Below are 19,581 nucleotides of genomic sequence, written 5' to 3'. Positions count from 1 at the left end.
GACGGCGCCCGCCCGTCGGGCGCCGTCTCCGCCCCCTGAAACAAGCCGCAGTCAATCAGCAGGCTGTGCGCATCGTCGATGAAGAGCTGATGGCACGACCCGGTGACGCCCTTGAATGCGCCGTGATGAATGATGTTTGCATGCATAGCGGCATTCTATTGCAATATTGCACACGACGCCTCACACCTGGACGGTGCCCGCCTTCGAAACCATTGTGGGGTGGAAGCAAGAAGCCGCCCACCCGAACCTGATTAGCTGGTCCCTTCCCCTTCAAGGGGGCGGCGGCGGGGTTTCGTGAAGCATCGCTTCGCGCTGGCAGAGCGGGTCGGCTGTGCAAAGCCGGCCCTCCGGACAGGATGGGGATGGGTTCTGCGGGCAGCATTTGAAACCCATCCCCACCCCAGCCCGGTAGCCAGCGCGATGACGCGCTGTCGTTCAGACGGCAGCGAGCGATGCTCGCCGAAACCCCGCCTTCGCTACCTTGAATGGGCGGGATCTTGCTATTGAGGTCCGGGTGGTTCCGTTTTTCTCCCTCCCCTTCAAGGGGAGGGCTGGGGTGGGGATGGGTTTTGGTGGCGGCACTTCAAACCCATCCCCATCCTGTCCTTCCCCTTGAAGGGGAAGGGACCAGCTAATCAGGTTCCGGTGGGTAGCTCTTTGTTCCCTCCCATTCAAGGGGGTTAAGGCAGCGTATCGGTGAGCATCGCTCGCTGCCTTCTGAACAACGCTTCCCGGTGCCGGCTACCGGGCCGGGAGCAGGTTTCCGCACATTCCAGTACGCGTAAAGGAGAAGACAGCAATGCACGGCCAGACCGAAACCACAACCAAGCCATTCGCCCAGCACCTGCGCAAATCCATGACCGACGCGGAACGAAAGCTCTGGCGGCGCTTGCGTGGCCGGCAACTCGGCGTCAAGTTTCGTCGGCAGCATCCATTCGAAGTCTATATCCTCGATTTCGTATGCCTCGAACACCGGCTCGTCATTGAAGTGGACGGCTCCCAGCATGCGGATGCCGCCGTGCAGGATGCGACACGAACGACCGCGCTGGAAGAGGCGGGTTTTCGTGTGCTGCGCTTCTGGAACAACGACGTCCTGGCGCAACCGGACGCGGTGGTGGCTGTTATTGCGGGGGAGTTGAACCCATCCCCACCCCAGCCCTCCCCTTGAAGGGGAGGGAGAGAAACGGTGTCGCCACCGCAAGTGTCGGATTTTTTTACACCGTGATGCGCCATTCATCCAGATGTAATACAAACCCCTGAACGACAAAAACACCACATCGCACAACAATCAACATCGGCAACCCGGCCGTTTCGGCGGGGCTGCCGGTGGCGGTGCGAACGGCAATCAGCCGCGCGCATCCCCCCAGCGCAGGTCCGCCGTATCGTCGCCCACGTAGGTGGTCTGGCCGCTGCGGTCCACGCAGTACTGGAAGGAGAGGATTTTCTCCTCCACCGTCTGGCCCTCGCCCACCCGGGTGTAATCGAACAGCACGCTGCGTTCGACCCGCGAACCGGCCCGCAGATGGCAACCGCGGCCGATCCAGGTCGGGCCGATCACCGACACGCCCGGATCGATGCGCACATTGGAGCCGATGTAGCACGGCCCCACGATCTGCACGCTGTCCCACGCAATCGAGGTATTGAGCCCCACCCACACGCCAGGCCGGATCTCGCGGCCGGGCATTTCCATCTGCGCCACCTCGCCACGCAGCACGCGCTGCAGCACTTCCCAGTAGTCGGTGAGGCGACCGATGTCGATCCAGTTGAAGAAGCGCTTCTGGGCGTAAAACGGCAAGCCCTGGTCGACCAGCATCGGGAACAGATCACTGCCGATATCGAACTCGCGTCCGGGCGGGATCAGGTCGATGACCGACGGCTCGAAAATGTAGATGCCGGTACTGGCCAGCGTCGACAGCGCCTCTTCGGGGCTGGGTTTCTCCTGGAAGGCCTTGACGTGGCCCTCCTCGTCGGCCACCACTACGCCGTAGTTCTTGACCTGCTCGCGCGGCACATCCAGCGTCACCACGCTGGCCATTGCACCTTTGTAGCGATGCTCGTCGAGCGCAGCACCGATATCGAGGTCGACGATGGCATCGCCGCACATCACCAGCGTGGTTTCGTCGAAGAAACCGCCGAAATCCTGGATTTTGCGCATGCCACCGGCCGACCCCATCGCCTTGGGCACGATCTCGCCGTAGTCCCGCCGGCCCTCGTAGGAATAACCGATCTCCACCCCCCAGCGATGCCCGTCGCCAAAGTAGTTCTCGATCTTGTAGTGGTTGAATGCCACGTTGATCATGATTTCGCGAACACCGAACTTGGCGAGGTGTTCAACCAAATACTCGAGCACCGGCTTGTTCAGGATCGGCACCATCGGTTTGGGCAGATCCTTCGTCAACGGTCGCACCCGCGTTCCCTGTCCTGCCGCCAGAATCATTCCCTTTGCCATTCTCAACTCCCTGAAGTGCATTGCGCCATGATCACCCCATCCGCACCCGACGGCCAGCCTCGCTCGGTCGGCCGCGATGCAGCGCGGGGGATGCGGAATTCACGTGTAATGAAAACACAGAAGCATCTAATCAACCAAACGACATTCACGCTGCGACACAACAATGTCGGTTTTCTTTACACTCGCACCCAACCTCATTCCATTTGAAAGCTTTTTCCCTTTCCTATCATGCTGATACGTATATCGGCATGCATATTGCTGTCATGTATTGCATAGCTCCAACGTCATGCCTTGTTACATCGCAACATATGGCAATCGGGCAAAATAATCGTCGTCGCAACATATCAGCTGCAGAACCGACTCAACAGACTCTAAAGGTAAGCTCATGAAAAAAATCGCCATGCTCGCCACTGCAGCAGTGCTTTCTGCCGCTGCCGCCCCGTCCTTCGCCTACACCGTGTCCAACAGCCTGGCTGGCAACTTCGCCATCACCGGCCTCAACGATGGCACCCCGGGCAGCTACAATTTCGCCTTCTCTGGCCTCAATGGCGATCTGCACCTCGTCGTCCCCACCAGCGGCCAGTACACCGTCTACACCGGCGGCTCCGCCACCGTGGATTGGGGCGGCCCCGGTTCCCCGGCCACTTTCGCCGCCGCGCCCGTCGTGCAGCTGTTCTCCGGCCTTCTGGGCTTCAGCAGCGCCACCCCCGGCACATACAACTTCCTGTTCAACACCGGTGTTCCCTCGACCTTCCTGACCAGCAACAGCTTCTCGCTGGCCTACGACGGCAGCACCTCGAACTCGGTCATCGCCACGCTGAACGCGATGCTCGGCGGCCCGGTGTTCAGTAACCCCAACGGCAGTGGCGTGCTCAATATCGCTTACAGCCTCTTCACCGACGGCTTCACCGTGGCCGTCAACGAAGTCGCTTCGGGCTGGCCCGGCTTCGGCGCCATCCTTGGCCTGATGGATGCCACCGGTGCCAACCCCAACGGCGCCATCGACGGCACCTTCCGCCTCGCCAACGTGACCGCCTCCACCGTGCCCGAGCCCACCACGCTGGCTCTGCTCGGTATCGGTCTTGCCGGCCTCGGCGCACTGCGCCGCCGCAAGCAGGCCTGATCGCAAAGCACTACAATCCCGAGCCGGCGCTCCTTCACTGGGGCGCCGGCTTTTTCATTCTGGTGGCGAAATGTTCGAGAAAATCCTCACCGTGTGCACGGGCAACATTTGCCGCAGCCCGCTGGCCGAATTCCTGCTGCGCGAGCGGCTTGCCGCCGCAGGCAAGAAGGTTGAAGTGCGCTCTGCCGGCATCGGCGCCCTCGTGGGCCACCCGGCGGACGACACCACCCAGGACGTCGCGCGCAAGCACGGCACCGCACTGGACGGTCACCGCGCCCAACAGCTCGACACCGAGCTCACGCGCTGGGCCGATCTGATCCTGGTGATGGAAAAGCACCACTTCGACGCCGTCACCGACCTCGACCCCACCGCCCGCGGCAAGACCTTTTACCTTGGGCACTGGAACAAGGCCGAGATCCCCGACCCCTATCGCCGCGGCGAAGACGTGCACGAAGAAGTTCACCAGGCCATTGCCGGGGCAGTCGAAAAATGGATCGCGAAGCTCTGATTGAGTGTTTTGCGCTTCACGAGACGTCTTTCGATTAGCAAGATCCTTCCCCTTGTATGTTCAAGGAAAGGGAAGGAACAGAGCTCCTCCCCCTTCAAGGGGGGCGTAGCCGGGGTTTCGGCCGCTTCAACCGCCACCAAACCCAAAGCCCCGCCACGGCCAACCCAACCCCCAGCGCATCCGCAAGCCAATCCCCCACGCTCGCAGTTCGCCCCGGCAAAAATATCTGCGTGACCTCATCAAGCGCCCCAAGCCCGAGCATCAACGCCGCGATGCACACCATTCGAACCCCTAGCGCCCACGCAAACAACAAGGTCACCAACACAAACGACGACGCATGCACCCATTTATCAAAAGGCAGATACAACACGCGCACCGCATGAATCATCAAGACCTGCTGCAACGCGAGCGTAAGCACCAAGGCCACCGCAATGCGCCCCCAGCGCAGGTCACGCAGCACCTGCGCCCCTGCATTCGACCAACATCTTCTCGAACCTGGATAACACCGTCTGCTTGTCGATGTGCTCTTCCGCATATCGACGGCCCTGCGCGCCAAGAGAGAGCCGCAAGCCTGGTTCGTCCATGAGTTTGCGGATCGCCCCAGCCATGGCTGCAGGGCTTTCTGGCGGCACCACGAGCCCACAACCCTCTACCACCGCGGCAAGCTCGGTACCTGGATTGGCCGTGGCAATCACCGCACGGCCACTGGCAAGCATGCCGGTAAGCTTCGACGGCATCACCAGGTCCGCCGCGTCCGCCCGCTGCGGCAACAAGTGAATATCCGCCGCGCCCAGCAACTCGCCCAGCCGCTCAAGCGGCTGAAGGTCGAGAAAACGCACATTGGGCAAGCCCTCGCAGCGCGACTCCAGATCCGCCCGACCCGCGCCATTCCCACAGAAAATGAATTGGACCCCAGGCTCATCTGAGAGCAATCGCGCCGTATCGGCAAGCACCTCCAGCCCCTGCTTTCCGCCCATGTTGCCGGAATACAGCGCTACCAACTGCTCACGCGATACTCCCCACTCGCCCCGATAGCCCGACGCCTCGCTCACCTCGGCGTCAGCAACCGGCGGCGCAATCGCCGACAGATCCACCCAGTTGGGAAACAGCACCGCACGGTCGGCATCCACACCCTTGCCGTGCGCCAAGGCCAACATGCGGCCCGAAATGGTTGAGAAGCGATCGAAGCGGCGCATCAGCCAGCGCTCGACACCAAGAGCCATCTTCCTGATACCGCGGCCCTTCACCAGGCCCATGTCAAAGGCGGCATCCACCTCGTAATCCTGCACATGCAACCACGCCTTCGCGCCACTCAGCCGCGCGCAAAGCAGCGCCCCGGGAACACACGCCAAGGCGGGTGCCACCACCCACACTACATCCGGCCGCCAGAACATTTGCCGCAACATCAGCGGAAAGCTCGAAGCTGCGAAGCTCGCCAAGTGCAAAAGGCGCTTCAATCCAGAAGGCTTGGCCGGTACCCAAAGGGGCGCACGCCAAACCAGAACGTTGTCGCGTGCTGTGAGCGAATAGCGCCATGCCGAATATCCGGCACTTACCTTCCAATCCGGGTAATAGGGCGGCGCCGTAATCACGCGTACCTCATGGCCGGCAGCTGCAAGCCACGCGGCCATTTCGCCGCTGTATTTGCCGATCCCGGTCAACTCCGGTGCGTAATTGAGGCTGTAAATCAACAGCTTCACAGCCTTGCCCTCTGTCGTTCAGCCACCAGATCGAATCCAGTCAGCCGGGTAAGCTCCGCCGCTATCTCGTCCTTGTCCTTGAGATGCGCAATCGCTCGCTCAAACTCCATGAGTTTCGCACCGACCAGAAAGCGGTACCAATAGCCTTGCAGAAAGTGATAAATCAAACCCTGACGTCCATCGAGAAAACCTAACTGAAACACATATCGCCAGACAAAATACCCGAACGCACTAATAGTGAATGGGAGTCTGTTATAAAACCTCTCCTTCAGCACTCTCTTTGCCAACGCCTGTTTCGAAGCATTCCCGTTAGCGAACGAACTATCCCTGTCAAAAAAACAATACTTCTGATTGATAGCCTCAATAGCCTCACGCGTCGCGTATTGGTTGTGCTTTGTCGTAAAGTAAGTCAAGTCATGAAGATTGTGGTCAGCGAAGCCCCCCTTGAATACAACCGTCCGACCACCGCTAACTACGATGTGCTCATCCATCCAGCGACTCTCCATGTGCCCCTGACCTCGCCGCCAAATACGAAGCAGCCTGACCGGGTAGCGCCCACCGTGCCGAATCCAACGTCCCATGAAAATATGTTTACGATCGAGATTAACCCCAGCCACGTCAGATGGAAGCAAAGGAAGCTCCAGGCGAATCTTGTCCCCAAGCCCCTTGTCAATCACCTCATCAGCATCCAGCCGCATTACCCATGGCGTACTAACTGGGCAATTCTCCAGAGCCCATTGAAACTGTTTTGCCTGATTCACAAACTTGTTCTGCAGCACCTTGGCGCCAAAAGCCTTCGCTATATCCACCGTACGATCAGATGAATACGAGTCAACAACGTAAACTTCGTCTGCGATGCCCCCTATTGAATCCAGCGCACGCTGAATATGCACCTCCTCGTTATAGGTGAGCAGAATTACAGTTAGCAACGCCATTTCATTCAGCCTAATAGATTACGCATAAGGAGCGACAGTTCGATTCTTTATGACTCGCGCTGGATTACCGGCCACAACAGCCCAGTCGGCCACGTCAGATACCACGACCGCCCTCGCACCAACCACTGCTCCTTCACCGATAGAGACACCAGGTCCGACAAATGCTTCAGCGCACACCCACGCATGGGCGCCCACACTGATGGGTGCATGCGTGAGCGGGCGCTCCAGATAGCCAATATCATGAGATGCAGTACAAATAAAGGCCCTTTGACTGACCGTCGAGTAACTTCCCAGGCGAATAGTGCTCACGCAGTAGAAGTCCACTCCGTCAGCCAAGCAAACATAATCGCCCGCCACAAGCGTCCAAGGGGTCCAGATTCGGCACGACGCAGCAACTTTACAGCCACGCCCCATCTTCGCACCAAAGAGCCTCAGCAACCCAATTCGGACCCGGTTGAAAATAGCCCCTCTAAGAATCGAAAAGGCCACCGCCCGGACCACATTCCAGACACCACGACGCACGCGATCCGAAACGGAATAGCTATCGACATATATACGGCCGCCGTGTTCAACCTGAGTCATCGAAAGGCCTCGACAATCTCGTTCTCGAGAGGCACCTCTCCCTTCATCATCTTTTCAAGCAACCTGATGAATCGAACCATCTCATCGGTACCCTGGCCTCGGTTCACAAGACAATTAATCGTCTTGTCAGAAAACGGCTGCTTATCGAACCTCCAATCAAATCGCTTCACCGCAGCATCATTCAGCCAACGGCGATTAATTGGGGACTCTCGACCCAATAGCTTATCCTTGAGAGTCAACAGCATGTGAATCCTTGCGGCGAAGCCAAAACGAAAGTCCTGCTTGGCAAGCACCCGGTAAGGTGATCCGGAGAAGATGCTACCCAAACTCGGGTACATGAAGTCCTGATATCGATGTCGTTTTGCATGGAACAATTCCATCCGAGAGAATATTCGCCGCTCGTCGCCCTTCGCTAGGAAGAACCTGCAAGAAAATACAAACTCGTCCGCCCTCTCCTTCCGGAAGATCGACGACCGATGCGTCAAGCCGACCTCATCCAAGGAGTACTTCCTGAAATTCCCTTGGGAATCCACCGCCTCAACCTCCACAAGGGTATCTCTGATTTCGGAACCGTAGGCACCGGCATTCATGAAGATGCCGCCTCCCACCGTCCCCGGAATGCCCTCTAGCCCCTCCATTCCGGTGAGACTATGCTGCAAAGCGAATCGAGAGAGATCCGGCATCATCACACCAGCCTCGGCAACGATAGTTCCCTCATCTTCGATCCCGATACTCACCAACCTCGAAGTCGAGAGCAAACACCCATAGCGCGCTCCATCCAGGAAGAGGAGATTCGAGGTGTTTCCTATGACCTTGAACGATAGATCAAATTCAGAAATTGCCTTAAGGCATTCGGAAAGCTGCGTTCTATCCGCTGGGAAGAGGACCACGTCCGCCACGCCGCCCGTCCGCATATAGCTAAACTGACTCAGCGAAACATCACGTGAATACGCAATTCCGAATCTCTCAATACGCTCGAGAAAGCTCATATCGCGCTCATTGGTGGGTGCGCACTCAATCGATATTTCCCCCAAGTTCCCCATCACCGGATTCCTCCTACCAAATGAGATCTCAGAAAACTTTCACCCTGCTCTCTCAACTGCTGTAGCGCACTATCAACTCGACCCCAATCCACCGGCGCATCAATCACCTCGCTGATGGCCCTCACACTCGCGTCCGCGGGCAACATCCGAGACATCAAACCGACGCTGCTCAATAAGTTCCTTGCTCTGGCGCTCATTCCCGCCCTTGATCCCGGCAGCCCAATCGACACAAAGGGCCGCTTCATGACTAACGAGAGGGCTACCCCATGAAATGAATTAGTCACGACAAACTTGGCACGCGACAATTGCGCCACCCAATCAGCTGGACCAGGAAAGACCGTTCGGCCTATCTCGCGCCACCTGCGATGCGGATTATTTGGCGAAATAATATTTGTAGAGAACTGTTTAGCAGCAAGATGCGCTGCCGCGCGCACACCTGAAGCGGATCGAAGCGCATAACAAAACACATGCCCTTCCCGGTCGTCAGTAGATTGTTTAACCAGACATGAAAAATCGCCGAGCAAGATCGTTGGATCAGGCACACATGCGCTATCCCTCCCAGAGATCGCCCTAACAATATCTACTCCACTCTTCTCCCGCACAGAAATAGCGTCCAGGTCCAACAAATACCCACGAGCTTCATCATGAAACCTCGCGTTCAACTCATCTCGACCAAAACTGGCCGCATAGGAAATTCGTCTCGCACGCGGCCGCTGATCGAAGTGCAAAAAATACGCCGGATCAATGCCTATTTGCGCAGATGGATTCCAAACTTGATCACTCCCGGTAATCAATAGATCATAACTATCGATTGACTCCATGAGCGACGAGATCCGCGATTCCGGCGCCCCATGAACCCCAAGTTGATTCAATCTAAATTCAGCATAGGCAGATTCCTGCGCTGCATTTCGGAAAATATCATTGATCGAAGATGTCAACTGAAGGTACAAAGTCTTTAAATTTGACTTAAAGTACTTTGGGTTAAGTAGATTTCGAAACTCCCCCCCCCTCTCCAGATGCGCCGGCGCATAGTTGACAAACTCAACCGCGTGCCCCTCATCCATTAACCACTTCCGAAGAGAATACGCTTGGAGGAGCGCACCAAAATTCTCACTCAAATGAAAGGTCAACACTCCAATCTTCATAGCACCACCAGAAATTGCTCTAGAATCAGCACATAAGCACCGCATCAAATATGCATATCAACGGTGGACTCACTCTCAAAAAATCCAATCAAAAATGCAAATTAAATCCAATTTGCACATCCAGACCATAATGCCGCACAAACCAGCCGAACACCCAGATTTACAAAGAATTAAACCATCTAGATTAACTCAAGATATTTCTTATGCATTTTTTCACCGATCGTAGACCAATGATATCGACGAGCGTAGTCAGCAACTGCTGCAGAGCGCCGTTCCACCTCAAGATCCGTCATCGTCAATGCTGAATTTATTACTGACTCAAAATCGTGAAAATCAGAGGCAATCCTGAGAGCAACCCCATCGCGAATCAGCTCAGGCAGGTTGCACTCATCCGTGATAATCGGAATGCAGCCGTTTTGAATTGCTTCAAGCACCGCCATCGGCAACCCCTCACTCAATGACGGCAAGACAAAGAATCTAGCATTCTGCAATGCATGAATTTTTCTATCGCCATATAACGATCCAACGAAATTCACAGCAGGTGATTCGCCAACTAAACTCCGAAGATCGCTCTCATAGCCATCATCACCCCAACCTGCAATAGTAAGGATATGGCCATGCTTCTCAAGACCGAAGCGTTTCCAGTTTCTCACCAGCTCAAGAACCTGCTTCTTCGGGTGTAGTCTCCCCAAATAGAGAACACCAACTCTATTACGAACGCTACCCAGATCTCTCTGAGGATGGCTATCAGGAACACCATTTGGAAGCACAAAAACGCGTTCTCTCAATGAAGGCATAAATTGAATAACAGACGCGCGCTCCGATTCGTTAAGAGCATGAACATGAGCCCCGTGTAGCATTGGTCTTTCAAATAGCGTCGAATGCAGCCCCTTCAGTCGAGCACTTCTCTTGAGTATCCAAGGATCAAGCATTCCCCTAGGTGATACGACCACCTTGATTCCCGTGAGCCTACCAATCAGCCCATAAATTGAACCAGCAGACCAGATGCCTTGTATATGCAAAACATCAGGCTTAAGTCGCACGATTTCGCGCAATACCCCAAAATTGAAATCGTACCTTCCCACCGGCAATGGAGATGCAGATACTCTAACGTCTCCCCAAATCCCGCGATCTTCGGGAAAATTGTCGCCCCCCATACCTCCGACGACCGTCACATCTACCCCTCTGTCTAGGAGCGCCCTGGACAGCCCTGAGACTGAATAGTAGAGCCCACCTGCCGAACGAGACAACGAAGTCAGATACTGAACCACCCTAATTGTACTCATTAGATTCTCGCTCCCGCAGAAACCACTTCAGGCATAGAGCAATGGTCTTGCCTTGCAAGACGAGCAGCTCCCCGCCGCCCTAGGACCCATCCCAAGAGAAGCCTTAGTAGGATCAGGACATAGAAATATCGAATGGAATTTCTGACTGGATACTGTGACGCATACATCATTCCCAAGAGAAAAATTGCAAATAGAATCATGTAAGGCATTCTCCCGAATCTACTTGCAGAGTTTACGCAGCCCGCACTTATAAAGAGAACTGCCCAAAATAGCACCATATATCCCGGACCAAATAGCCACGCTTCGCCAAACGCATTAAATGGGACATATGGCAGGATTCTCTGCTCGTACATATCCTTTACGGCCTGAAATCCATCCAATGCGCCAATACTCGGCAGGAAGGAGAGAACTTTGTATATCGTTCCATAGCTGGCAGAGTCGCCCACGTTCGCCGTAGCTGAAGTTACAAGCAGAAGACCTCCGGACAGGTTTACAAGAATTGACTTGACCAACTCATCACCTTCGAACGCAACTAGAAGATATTCCGGCACATATGCCAAGCCCAGAATGTCGTGAGTACGCGCTTCTAAGGCGTAGCCAACTGAGATGAAGGCAACTCCGACCGCGATCAGTGCCGTCACGCTTCTTCCAATCAAATAGAGACCTACCGCTGCTATGGAGAAATAGATCGCGACGACTCGACTCCCTTCAACCAATCCAAGAGCGACAGCGAATAATATCGATGGCATCGCACAAATCACCAACTTTCGCTTGCCCGCACCTAGATTTGCAACTGAAACTCCTATCAATAATATTGTAACTGGGCGAAATGCCCCAGTAACAACCCTTCCGATTGCATCCGATTCAAATCGAACATTCAAAGCTTTAATTGACCCGTATCCCTCATACGAATACATGGTCTCAAACCCCAGCCCGTAAATTACATACACCCCACACACTATAGACATGAGGATCAACCCAACGGAGAGCCCACCAGGAACTGTCGAGAACTTTATTGGCCGGGACAAATAGACCGTATATCGCCGATATCCGAATGCAGCGTAGACTGCCAAACCCAAGAACATCAGTGCGCTCACACCCTGCGCCGTAAGAAGATCTGACTCAACAACAGCATACGCTGCTAGTCCGGTTTCCGAGTCATTTACACCGGCAAGAGCCAGGCCGTACATCAACGTCGAAGAGGCCCCAAGCAAAGCCAAGCAGCGCCCGAGCAAACTAATTTGCACCGGAATCAGCGCCAGGGTCACCGAGATTATCGAGAGGAAGATATATGCCATTTCAGCAACTCAATCAGCAATTACCAGACCCCTGGCTAATCGCTGTCACCTTTGACGCGAGTGAAAAATCTCATATCCCGGTTAATCGAGCGAACCGCAGTTGCAGGGACACCGCTATAGAGAAACCCTTCATCATGAAAACGTTTATGGAGAACTGAGCCTGCCCCAAGTACAGAATAGTCAGGAACTCCAGACCCTTTCAGAAAAATACACCCAGTTCCAATGAAACAATACGCACCAATACTCACTGGGGCACAAGCCTGATTAGCCGTTTCAAGATCGATACTGTGAGTTAATATCTGATGCCTATAGCCGGCCAACAAGCTAAATTCACCAACAGTCACTTGATCAGTGCAATCGACCAAACTTCGGCGTTGTATTGACGCATGTTCTTTAAGATGAAGACACGGATATCTATTTGGGAATGCCGAGAAAAATCTTCCTCTCCCAAGAGGGAATCCTGTTACCCAATTCAGGTGGCCAAGCTTCGCATACCTATCGAGCCTTAGTTCCTCCAAGCCCTTCACAACCGTCAGATGCCCAATTCGACTGCACTCCGCCATAGTTAACTTCATGGGCCGAACGATTGAATATCCGATTCTTGCACTTGGATGAATTCTGAAACCAAATACGGCACAAAGGACACGGCGCCGTACGCCCCAAGGTAGGAGCATCAAGAATATCTGAATTGCGTTTTCGATCAATTTCATGTTATTTATTCTCAATTCGACTCAATAGATAGATCGATAGCAATACGGAAACTACGTTCGATGCTATATTTGAAATTGCGAATCCATATACGCCAATATGCTGCGTAGAGTAGTAACTGGCCACCACCCCCACAATTGCCGATGAGATTGTCACTAGGGTGATTGACTGATACCGACCGATTGCAGCGAACCCTTGAACGCACGTCAATGCGATAGCACTTGTGAATATTGTTGGTGAATATGCAGAAAGAACTAAGGTAGCACCGCTTAAGAACTCCGGTTGATAGAAATGCCCACCCAGTCCGACCAAGAGCAACACCAAGAATGAAATCAATGCCAATAGGAGACCGACTCTTTGCTCCCTAAGAATAGTTAAGACTATTGAGCTTCTATTTTTTGTCAGCGCCACAACGAGAGTGGGAAACTCCACTCGCCGAATAAATCCAATCATTTGCGCAATCGCTGCAATCACCTGACTACCATAAACAAAGAGCGCAGTACCGGTTACACCTATAAAGGCATTGCTAATTATGAGCTGCGCCCGAAAATAGAACTGCCCCGGCAACGAGCTTCCAAGCATGGCGGAGCCTGACTTCGCAGCAGCTACGCAGCCCTTCAATGAAACACGCCTAAACTTAACGTTCCATCCAAATCTGCGTAGAGCGAGGATCTGAAAATATACTGTCAACAAGTAACCAATTGAAAAGGCAGCTCCAAGAACCTTAGCGGCGTCGATCTCAACGCTATTAGATACAATTATCAATGCTATTGCCGATGATATGTACGCAATTGAGCCCACCACACCACTAACTCCACTTAGCTTCAATCCATCAAGAATGCCAGCGGCGTTCACTGACCAAACTAGATAGGCGGGCGCTGCATAGACTGCATAACGTTGACTGAATTCATCAAGAACACTTGATGCGCACAATAACCAAATCAAGAGAAGCACTATTATTGAGATAGTGAAGCGAAATGCGCTTGTTTCTGAGTATGAAATCCACACCTTCTGCTCCGCACCTATCGTGCCAGCTGACTTGGCCACAAGCCTTGCAAGGATGGTAATTGACCCTGCTTCCACAAGCATAAGGGCCAGAATCGCAAAGGAGAAACTTGTTCCGAATTTGGTTAGAAGTTCTAATTTTCCTTGAGATATTAAGAGCGTCTGAGCGAGAAATATCGACCCCTGCCCCGCTCCGAAACCACCGATAAGCATAATTAGATTGATGGCTTTTCTTGACCCATGCCTGCTCTCTTGTTTCCCCGAAGTCATATTCGTGAGTTCGCTTTGATTTTCCATCAGTTTAGTCTAATGACTTTTCTTGCCGTCTAGTATTTCTCTCTTAAGACAGTTGAAGCAGCGAAACTCATTGCTTGAAGGGATCTCCAATCACGCAAATCCTGCTGCAAACCCGAATCTGACTCTTGATCCTTCCAAGGATACTTAATTCTTTAAATCGACATGAGCCTCCAATTACTATCGGGACGATTGGATCCCAAACATGAGCATTTTTCCGAGAGTCCGATCTAAAGCGGCGCTTTGTGAATTAGCTTGTCAGAATTCCGTCTACGGCGGCCAACCTAATTCTTAATGGATAGAAATTAAGCTGGCTGCCTCACTTCGATTTTTGGCAACTTATCTCGTAAATCCTTCGCGGCATAGACTTGCGGATGTGATTATGCACGGCAATCGAGTTTCTAATTGTTGGCACTCTTCGCTTCTACGCTGGATCACGTCAGTTATTCGTGATGGTCGTATGTTGGAAATCCTGCCATTCTTACGAGGGCGTCTCGACGGGCTGCGGCGTAGTCAGACTGAACCATTTCCGCAACCAACTCATTCAGCGTCACTTTGGGCTTCCAACCAAGACGTTGGTGCGCACGGGTTGGATCACCCAGTAACGTTTCCACTTCGGTCGGACGGAAGTAACGGGGATCAACGCGAACTACTGTTGCGCCTTCAACTAACTTCAACTCCTTATTGGTCACGGCTGAGACAATTCCTACTTCTCCTTCACCCTCCCCCTCCCAGCGCAGGTGGATGCCCAACTCTTCTGCAGCAAACTCGACGAATTGCCGGACGCTGTACTGCACGCCAGTGGCAATCACAAAATCTTCCGCCTTGTCCTGCTGCAACATCATCCACTGCATTTCGATGTAGTCACGAGCATGGCCCCAGTCACGCAGCGCGGAGAGATTGCCTAGGTAGAGGCAGTCCTGCAGTCCAAGCGCAATGCGTGCGATCGCACGTGTGATCTTGCGGGTGACGAAGGTCTCGCCGCGCAGCGGTGATTCATGATTGAAGAGGATGCCGTTACATGCATAGATGCCGTAGGCTTCGCGGTAATTCACCGTGATCCAGTAGGCGTACAGCTTTGCTACGGCGTAAGGGCTACGTGGGTAGAAGGGCGTTGTCTCCTTCTGAGGGATTTCCTGCACCAAGCCGTAGAGTTCGGACGTGCTCGCCTGGTAGAAGCGGGTCTTTTTTTCCAGGCCGAGGATACGAATCGCTTCGAGGATGCGCAGCGCGCCGATACCGTCAGCGTTTGCGGTGTATTCAGGCTCTTCGAAGCTGACGGCGACGTGGCTCTGTGCCGCGAGGTTGTAAATTTCGTCCGGCTGCACCTTCTGGATGATGCGTACCAGGCTGGTCGAGTCGGTCAGGTCGCCATAGTGAAGCACGAAGTTGCGGTTGCTGACGTGGGGGTCCTGGTACAGGTGATCGATGCGGTCGGTATTGAACAGCGACGAGCGGCGCTTGATGCCGTGGACGATGTAGCCCTTCTTCAGCAGAAACTCCGCGAGGTAGGCGCCGTCCTGCCCGGTGACGCCGGTGATGAGTGCGATCTTTTGTGTAGTGGTGTTGGCCATGTTTCTTCTTCCAGTCAATTCGTCGGTGCCGCGAGGGCAGTTCACTTATAGGAATAGCGATAGACGTAACCCTTGTAGCCATAACGGTAGCGCTGGCGATTCAGGTCGTAATCGTTGAATACGAATCCTCTTACCTGCACGCCGGCCTGCGCAAGTCGCTTGACGCTCTGCTCAAGTTCGCGCATCGGGTGCATGCCCGCACGCGCCACCAGCAAGGTTGCGCCGACGTGGCGACCGATGATTGCCGCGTCAGACACGGCTAGCATGGGTGGCGCATCGATGATGAGGATGTCGAAGATTTCGCCGAGTTGCTTGAGCATCTCTTCGAAACGCGCATGCATCAGCACTTCGGACGGGTTCGGCGGCCGTTGCCCCGTGGTGATCACACTCAAGCCCGGCACCGATGTCGGGCGCACGATGTTCGACAGGGTTTGCGAACCGCTGATGTAATCCGATACGCCGTTCTCGCGCGGGAAACCGAATTCGCGATGGATGTGGCCGCGCCGAAGGTCGGCATCGATCACGACGACGCTTTTGCCGGCTTGAGCGAGCACCACGCCAAGGTTGCGCGAGATGAAACTCTTACCCACACCTGGGCTGGGCCCAGTAATCAGGATCGAACCCTTGTCCGCGTCGAGCAGGGCGAAGTGCAAAGTTGTGCGCAGGCTGCGCAGGCTTTCAACCGCGTCGTCTTCCGGCTGCACGACGGCGAGCTGCTCTGCCTGGCCCTTACCGCTCTTTATGGCTTTGGCAATCTCGACCTCGGCTTTGCTGTGGGGCACGGTGGCATACACCGGCAAACCAAGTTGCGATTCGATTTTCTCAGGGTCCTCCACCAGCACGCGCAAGGTGCGCCTCAGCCAGACAGCCCCAAGCGCAAGCAACAGCCCGAGCACCGCTGCCAACACCAGGATGATTTTTGCCTTGGGCTCAACCGGCAAGCGGGCTACGGCGGCATCGTCGATGATGCGCACATCGCCCACCGTGCCAGCCTTTGACACACGCAGTTGCTGGGCCGTATTGAGCAGGTTTGTATACAGCGTGGTGGAGACTTCCACATCCCGCTTCAAGCGCAGTGCTGTTTGCTGCGTATCCGGCAGTTTGGAGACATCCTTTTCGAATGCACCGCGACGTGCCTGAAGGCGACCAAGTTGCGCGTCGAGCGCCATCACGCGGGGGTGTTGCGCCGTGTAGTTCTGACGAAGCTCTTCGCGCTGCTGCTGCAGCTTGACGATCTCGTTATCGACTTCGACAACGGATTGCAGCACGCTTTGCGTTTCCAGCGTGAGGTCGACCGAGCCTCGCACCTGACGGTAGTTGTTGTAGGCGACCTCCGCCGCATCGACTTGGCTCTTGACGATGGGTAACTGGGTTTCCAGAAACTTCAGCGTGTTCTCCGCTTCGGCGGATCGGCGTTCGACATTCTGGCGCACGTAGGTGTTCAGCACCTCGTCGAGCACCAAGGGCAGGCTCGGACGGTCTGGGCCAACGAGCGAGGCTTCGAGCACGCCTGACTTCTTCGTGCGCTCCCGCACCGACAGTCTGTCGCGAATTCGCTGAATGGCGTCTTCGGACGGCAGCCGTGAAAGCTCGAACCGGGTGCCGGCGCGAGCCGTCAGGTTCGACACAAACAGCGTGACCCCCTCCCCGCTGGCCGGCTCGCCAACGTGCCCCTGCAGCACAGGCTGACCGTCTTCATCAAATAGGTCGTAGCGGCCATCCGCCGCCGCGACCAGCGTGAATACGTCGCCGCGCATCGGTTCGGGCATATCCAGTGTTTCAACCCGAATGTCTTCACCGCCCCAAGCATAACCTGCGAGCCCCAGCAATGGCTCTGAAGGCGCGTCGCCCTTGTGGCGGCGTGCGACTGCGCGTCCAATTGCGGGAAAATAGTCGGGCCGTGCGACGATATCGAGCTTCAACCGCTCGACTACACGCCCCAGCACCATGCGCGAATTGATGATCTCAAGCTCCGCACTGACCGAAGTGTTGTCTTCCATTAGCGGCTGAAGGGCCGTCAATGCGGACAATCCGCTTGCCTTCTCATCGACTTGCAGCAACGCATCGGCACGGTAGATCGGGGTGGATACGAATACGGCAAAGACGCCAGCAACGATGGCGAGCATGGTCACGGCCAGGATGAACCACTTGTATTGCATCAGGGTGGCGAAGATCTCACCGATGTTGAAGTCTTCATCGCCATCTTCAGCACGTGGCGTCGCTTGTGCCATCAGGCCCTGACTCGCGGCGAGCAGTTTCGACTGTTCGTTGTCCATTCAATGTCCGAAAGAAGCAAATGTTGCAATCGCATACTTGGCATGCGGGTCCAAGTGGACCGGCGCAACGTGCCAAGCAATGAATACGGATCGGCGGGGTCAGCCCGCCTTCCCTACTGAAAGATCAGGGCTGCCGACCGCCAAACAGCGGGTACTGCGTCTGGCTGATCGTGTTGAGCATCGTAGCCGTGGGCAGGATGTTGCTGATCACGCGGTTCCAACGCGCCACATCGGCCACATCCACATACACGATGTCGCGTGGTTGCAGCGGAAAGCGGTCGGCCAGCAGCAGGGCATCGGGCGAGCTAGCATTCAGGTGGAAGAGTTCAGGCGCGTCGGTGTTGCCGCGCATGACGTAGATCCAGCCCGGATTAGAGGTGAGCGGGTTGACGAAGCCCGCGTCGCCCAGCGCCTCGGCCAGCGTAGAGCGGCGCTTGTTCATCAGATACGAACCCGGCTTGGTGACCTCACCCAGCACGAAGATCTTGTTCTGCTGGCGGTCGGGCACGTTAACGATGTCACCCGGCTCGAGGCGGATGTTCTGTCCGGTAGCGCCGTCTTCATAAAGAGCCTGCAGGTCCACCCGGTAGGTCTGGCCGGCACGGGTGAGCAGCACATTGGCGTGGTCGGCCTCGGTCGTGAAGCCGCCGGCGCGGTTGACCGCCTCGAGCATGGTCATGGGAATATCGTTGATCTCGAGCAGCCCCGCTTTGGCGACCTCGCCGACGACATAGATGCGCTTGCTGCGGAAGGACACTACGCGCACGTCGAGCTGTACCTTCTCAATATAGGTGGCGAGCTTCTTGATGAGGATGTCGCGTACCTCGCGCACCGTGAGGCCGCTGACCTGGATGATGCCGGCGTAGGGATAGAAGATGGTGCCGTTTTCGGCTACCAGGGTGCCCGAGGCTTCGGCCGATCGGTATGAGCCGGCCGGGATGGTGAGTTCGGGGTGGTCCCACACAGTGACGTTGATGATGTCGCCGGGCCCGAGCTTGTAGTCGAGGTACTGGGTGTTGGGGTCGATGGGGGCGGCTGTGAGTTTGCCGGGCGCCGGTTTGGCGGCGGCAGGCAACTGCAGCTGACGGGCCTTCTTTTGCTCGACGATGAGTTCAGCGGTAATGGCCTTGACCGCCACGTTGGCGGGGATGACCTCGTCGTTCTGTTTGACCGGCAAGGGCACCGACGACTGCTCGCGCATTGCGGAACCCGACATGCCGGGCACCATTGCGCAGGACGACAGCCCCAGCGACGCGATGAGACCCAATACCAGCCCCGGACGTGAAAAGTAATTCTGCAAACCCATGGAACCGCCTATCAAAATTATCTGGCTGATCTGCGCACCCGGTTGTGCCTGTTTGCAGCCGGATGCCGCTGCGCCACACCACCGGTACACACCGTGCCGGCATCAGGCCGCCCTGCGCGCCCGGTCACCGCCAGAAGCGCTGACTCACAACATCTGCATGTCTCCGGACGGTGAGTGTGACAGCCGGATATTGCCACGACATTGCTGCACCGCAAACGGGCTTTCAGTTTTGTTTCAAAAACGTTTGATATTCATTGGGTTTGGGGGCTTGTTGCTTGTGGCCCTGCGCTTACGGGATTGAAACCCATCCCCACCCCAACCCTCCCCTTGAAGGGGAGGGAGCCAAACA

15 protein-coding genes are annotated in these 19,581 nt (G+C 55.4%); 3 read left to right on the top strand and 12 right to left on the bottom strand.

What is annotated here, in order from left to right; genetic code table 11:
• Positions 1-799: 799 nt before the first annotated feature.
• Positions 800-1,168 (top strand): DUF559 domain-containing protein, encoded by a 369-nt coding sequence (locus J5J83_RS00125; protein WP_212343790.1) that lies wholly within the window; start codon positions 800-802, stop codon positions 1,166-1,168.
• Between the two features lie 177 nt (positions 1,169-1,345).
• Here J5J83_RS00125 and J5J83_RS00120 read toward each other — a convergent pair whose 3' ends face one another.
• The gene (locus J5J83_RS00120) at positions 1,346-2,449 is read right to left on the bottom strand and encodes an NDP-sugar synthase (RefSeq protein ID WP_212343789.1); all 1,104 of its coding nucleotides are present in this window, start codon (positions 2,447-2,449) and stop codon (positions 1,346-1,348) included.
• A gap of 385 nt (positions 2,450-2,834) precedes the next feature.
• On the opposite strand from J5J83_RS00120, the gene J5J83_RS00115 reads away from it, so the two are divergent.
• Complete coding sequence (locus tag J5J83_RS00115) at positions 2,835-3,572, top strand: PEP-CTERM sorting domain-containing protein (RefSeq protein ID WP_212343788.1); 738 nt, start codon at positions 2,835-2,837, stop codon at positions 3,570-3,572.
• Positions 3,573-3,642: 70 nt separating this feature from the next.
• Positions 3,643-4,080, top strand: a complete 438-nt coding sequence (locus J5J83_RS00110; RefSeq protein WP_212343787.1) for a low molecular weight protein-tyrosine-phosphatase — start codon at positions 3,643-3,645, stop codon at positions 4,078-4,080.
• 94 nt (positions 4,081-4,174) lie between these two features.
• Here J5J83_RS00110 and J5J83_RS00105 read toward each other — a convergent pair whose 3' ends face one another.
• The 11 genes from J5J83_RS00105 to J5J83_RS00050 all read right to left on the bottom strand — a co-directional run bounded on the left by J5J83_RS00105 (position 4,175) and on the right by J5J83_RS00050 (position 19,232).
• Positions 4,175-4,540, bottom strand: a complete 366-nt coding sequence (locus tag J5J83_RS00105; protein WP_212343786.1) for a VanZ family protein — start codon at positions 4,538-4,540, stop codon at positions 4,175-4,177.
• Positions 4,530-5,780, bottom strand: coding sequence for a glycosyltransferase WbuB (locus J5J83_RS00100; RefSeq protein WP_212343785.1), 1,251 nt, complete (start codon positions 5,778-5,780; stop codon positions 4,530-4,532). The genes J5J83_RS00105 and J5J83_RS00100 overlap by 11 nt, the downstream gene beginning before the upstream one ends.
• Positions 5,777-6,715 carry a glycosyltransferase family 2 protein gene (locus tag J5J83_RS00095; protein ID WP_212343784.1) on the bottom strand — a complete coding sequence of 313 codons (939 nt, stop codon included), beginning with the start codon at positions 6,713-6,715 and terminating at the stop codon, positions 5,777-5,779. Before J5J83_RS00095 ends, J5J83_RS00100 begins: the two co-directional genes overlap by 4 nt.
• Positions 6,716-7,293: 578 nt before the next feature.
• A complete protein-coding gene (locus J5J83_RS00085) occupies positions 7,294-8,286 on the bottom strand; it encodes an FAD-binding protein (protein ID WP_212343774.1) in 993 nt (330 codons plus the stop codon).
• 53 nt (positions 8,287-8,339) lie between these two features.
• Complete coding sequence (locus J5J83_RS00080; protein WP_212343772.1) at positions 8,340-9,485, bottom strand: polysaccharide pyruvyl transferase family protein; 1,146 nt, start codon at positions 9,483-9,485, stop codon at positions 8,340-8,342.
• 179 nt (positions 9,486-9,664) lie between these two features.
• Complete coding sequence (locus tag J5J83_RS00075) at positions 9,665-10,771, bottom strand: glycosyltransferase (RefSeq protein ID WP_212343770.1); 1,107 nt, start codon at positions 10,769-10,771, stop codon at positions 9,665-9,667.
• Positions 10,771-12,069, bottom strand: coding sequence for a hypothetical protein (locus J5J83_RS00070; RefSeq protein ID WP_212343768.1), 1,299 nt, complete (start codon positions 12,067-12,069; stop codon positions 10,771-10,773). The genes J5J83_RS00075 and J5J83_RS00070 overlap by 1 nt, the downstream gene beginning before the upstream one ends.
• 711 nt (positions 12,070-12,780) lie before the next feature.
• Positions 12,781-14,079, bottom strand: a complete 1,299-nt coding sequence (locus tag J5J83_RS00065) for a polysaccharide biosynthesis C-terminal domain-containing protein (protein ID WP_212343766.1) — start codon at positions 14,077-14,079, stop codon at positions 12,781-12,783.
• A 440-nt stretch (positions 14,080-14,519) separates the two neighbouring features.
• On the bottom strand, positions 14,520-15,650 hold the full coding sequence (gene gmd, locus J5J83_RS00060) for a GDP-mannose 4,6-dehydratase (RefSeq protein WP_212343764.1): 1,131 nt from the start codon (positions 15,648-15,650) through the stop codon (positions 14,520-14,522).
• 41 nt (positions 15,651-15,691) lie between these two features.
• A complete protein-coding gene (locus tag J5J83_RS00055) occupies positions 15,692-17,926 on the bottom strand; it encodes a polysaccharide biosynthesis tyrosine autokinase (protein WP_249115561.1) in 2,235 nt (744 codons plus the stop codon).
• 124 nt (positions 17,927-18,050) lie between these two features.
• Entirely contained in the window at positions 18,051-19,232 is a 1,182-nt protein-coding gene (locus J5J83_RS00050; RefSeq protein WP_212343761.1) for a polysaccharide export protein, read from the bottom strand.
• Positions 19,233-19,581 lie beyond the last annotated feature (349 nt).

The sequence above is a fragment of the Azoarcus sp. L1K30 genome (assembly GCF_018122735.1).
Lineage (GTDB): Bacteria > Pseudomonadota > Gammaproteobacteria > Burkholderiales > Rhodocyclaceae > Parazoarcus.
Note: the sequence above shows the minus strand (reverse complement) of the source record. Positions and strands in the feature narration are given on the sequence as shown.